2 protein-coding genes are annotated in these 2,430 nt (G+C 69.5%); both read right to left on the minus strand.

Features of this window, described 5'->3' with window-relative positions; translation table 11 throughout:
• On the minus strand, positions 1–2,079 hold a 2,079-nt coding region (locus G6020_RS11645; protein ID WP_182610743.1), incomplete at its 3' end, for a transglycosylase domain-containing protein.
• Positions 2,080–2,198: 119 nt separating this feature from the next.
• The coding region (locus G6020_RS17115; protein ID WP_241732681.1) for a DUF5318 family protein at positions 2,199–2,430 on the minus strand (232 nt) is incomplete at its 5' end.

Raw genomic sequence — 2,430 nt, forward strand, 5'->3', positions numbered from 1 at the left:
CGGAGCGGGCTGCGCGGGGGCGGGGGCGACGCTGGGCTGGGGGACCGCCTGCTGGGTGGCGCCCGTCCCGCCGGTGTTCCCGGTCCCCGTGCCGGAGGACTCCCACTGGGACGCGCCGGCCTGGCCACCGATGTACCCGGGGGACGGGAAGCTCTCCCAGTCGGTCCCGGACAGCGCGCCGTCCATCGCCGACTTCCAGATGTCCGCGGGGAGCCCGGACCCGTACATCGTCCCGCCCCACGCGTTGAGCAACGGCTGGTTGTCGTCGGTCCCCACCCACACCGCCGTGGCGATGGACGGGGTGTAGCCCACGAACCAGGCGTCCTTGTTGTACCCGGTGTCGCCGAGCTGGGTGGTGCCGGACTTGGCCGCCGAGGGGCGTCCGCCCGCCAGCGACTTGCCGTTGGAATAGGCGGCGATCGGCTCCATCGCGGAGGTGAGGTTGTTGGCCACGTCGGCGTCCACCACCTCCTCACCCTCGGGGGCCGAGTTGTCCAGCAGGACCTCACCGTCGGCCGTCTCGACCTTCTCGATGAAGTGGGTCGGCCGGTGGACGCCCTCGGCCGCGAAGGTGGCCAGGCTCGTGGCCATGTCGCGCACCCGGATCGGGTACTGGCCCAGGATCAGGCCGTCGTAGGGGTCCTCGCCCTGCTCGGTGAGGGTCTCCCACGGCAGTCCGGGGATCTCCTTGGCGACGCCCGTGCGGTGGGCCATCTCCCGGACGTCGTTGGCGCCGTTGTTCAGCATCCGCTGCAGGCGGATGAACGAGGTGTTGAGGGACATCTTGAGCGCCATCGCGACCGAGCACGACCCACAGGACTGGCCTTGGACGTTGGTGACGGTGACGTTTCCGGTGGTCACGGGCGCCGAGGAGATCTGGGTGCCCAACCCGATCCCCTGCTCGAGGGCGGCGGCCACGCCGAAGATCTTGAAGGTGGAACCGGTCTGCAGCGGAGCGTTGGCGTAATCCCACCCCTCGGCGTCCTCGCCGCCGTAGTAGCCGATCACGCCGCCCGTGCGGGGGTTGATGGAGACCACCGCCGTCCGGTTCTCGGGCCTCTCCCCCTGCATGTTGCTGCGAGCGGCCTCGACCACCGCCTCCTGGGTGGACGGGTCGATCGTCGTGGTGATCTTGAGCCCGCGGGTGTTGAGCATCTGCTCGTCCAGGCCGGCCATCGCCAGCTCCGCCAGCACCTGCCGACGGATCGCCCCGTTGGTGGGGTCGCCCACGTTCTGGTCCACCGCCTGGGGGTCCTCCACGACCTGGGGGAACACCGCCATGCCGCGCTGCTGGGCGTCGATGGCCCCCATGTCCCGCATGCCGTCCATCACGTAGTTCCAGCGGCCCTCGGAGGCGGCGGCGTTGTTGAGCGGGTCCAGCACGGACGGGGACTGGATGACGCCCGCGAGCAGTGCGCCCTCCTCCACGGTGAGGGCCTCCACCGGCTTGTTGAAGTACGCGGTGGAGGCGGCGGCGATGCCGTAGGCGCCGCGGCCGAAGTAGATGGTGTTGAGGTAGGCCCCGAGGATCTGGTCCTTGGACCACTCGTTGGTCATCTTGGCCGCGATGATGATCTCCTTGGCCTTGCGCTCATAGGTGGGAGCGTCGCCGACCATGGTGTTCTTGACGTACTGCTGCGTGATCGTGGACCCGCCGCCGGCGCTCGACTCGCCGGTGACCTGCCCGATCACCGCGCGGCCGATGCCCGTGGGGTCGTAGCCCTCGTTGGTGTAGAAGCTGCGGTCCTCCGCGGCGATGACGGCGTTTCGCACGTGCACGGGGATGGCGTCGACCTCGACCAGGGTGCGGTTGCCCTCCGGTGGGACGATGCGCCCGATCATGGTCGTGCCGTCGTTGGTGTAGATCTCGGAGATCTGGTTGGTGGCCACGCTGCCCGGGCGGGGGATCTCGGTGCGGTTGTAGGTCACCCCGACGATCACCAGCGGGATCACCAACAGGACGACGACGACGAGGATCAGCGTCGTCCAGGCAGGGTGACGCCGGAACCAGCCGCGCCGGGGCGAGGAGTCGTCCCGATCCCCGTCAGATCTCCCACGCGTCCTGTCACTTTGCGACATCTTCTACCCTCCTGCGAGCAGCTCCGACCGGTACGGGCGACCCCCGCTGACGGTGCATTGAGGTCCATTGTGTACGAAATCGCGCTCCACTCGGAACTCGGCGCACCCGGCGAGGGCGCTCAGCGGTGCCTGCGGAGCTCCCGCGCCGCCCGGCGCACGCGCCTGCCCTCGCCGGAGGCGAGGCCCACCTCATAGGACTCCACCAGGTGGTTCCACGAGCAGCTGCGACACACCTCCACCACGTGCACGGTGAACGCGTCATGGGTCAGTGCCAGCTGCTCGATCTCGTCCGCGCTCCGCGCCGATCCGGACGCCGCACCCAGGTCGTCGCCGAACACCCAGGACACCTCA

This window comes from Dietzia sp. B19 (assembly GCF_014145155.1).
Taxonomy (GTDB): domain Bacteria; phylum Actinomycetota; class Actinomycetes; order Mycobacteriales; family Mycobacteriaceae; genus Dietzia; species Dietzia natronolimnaea.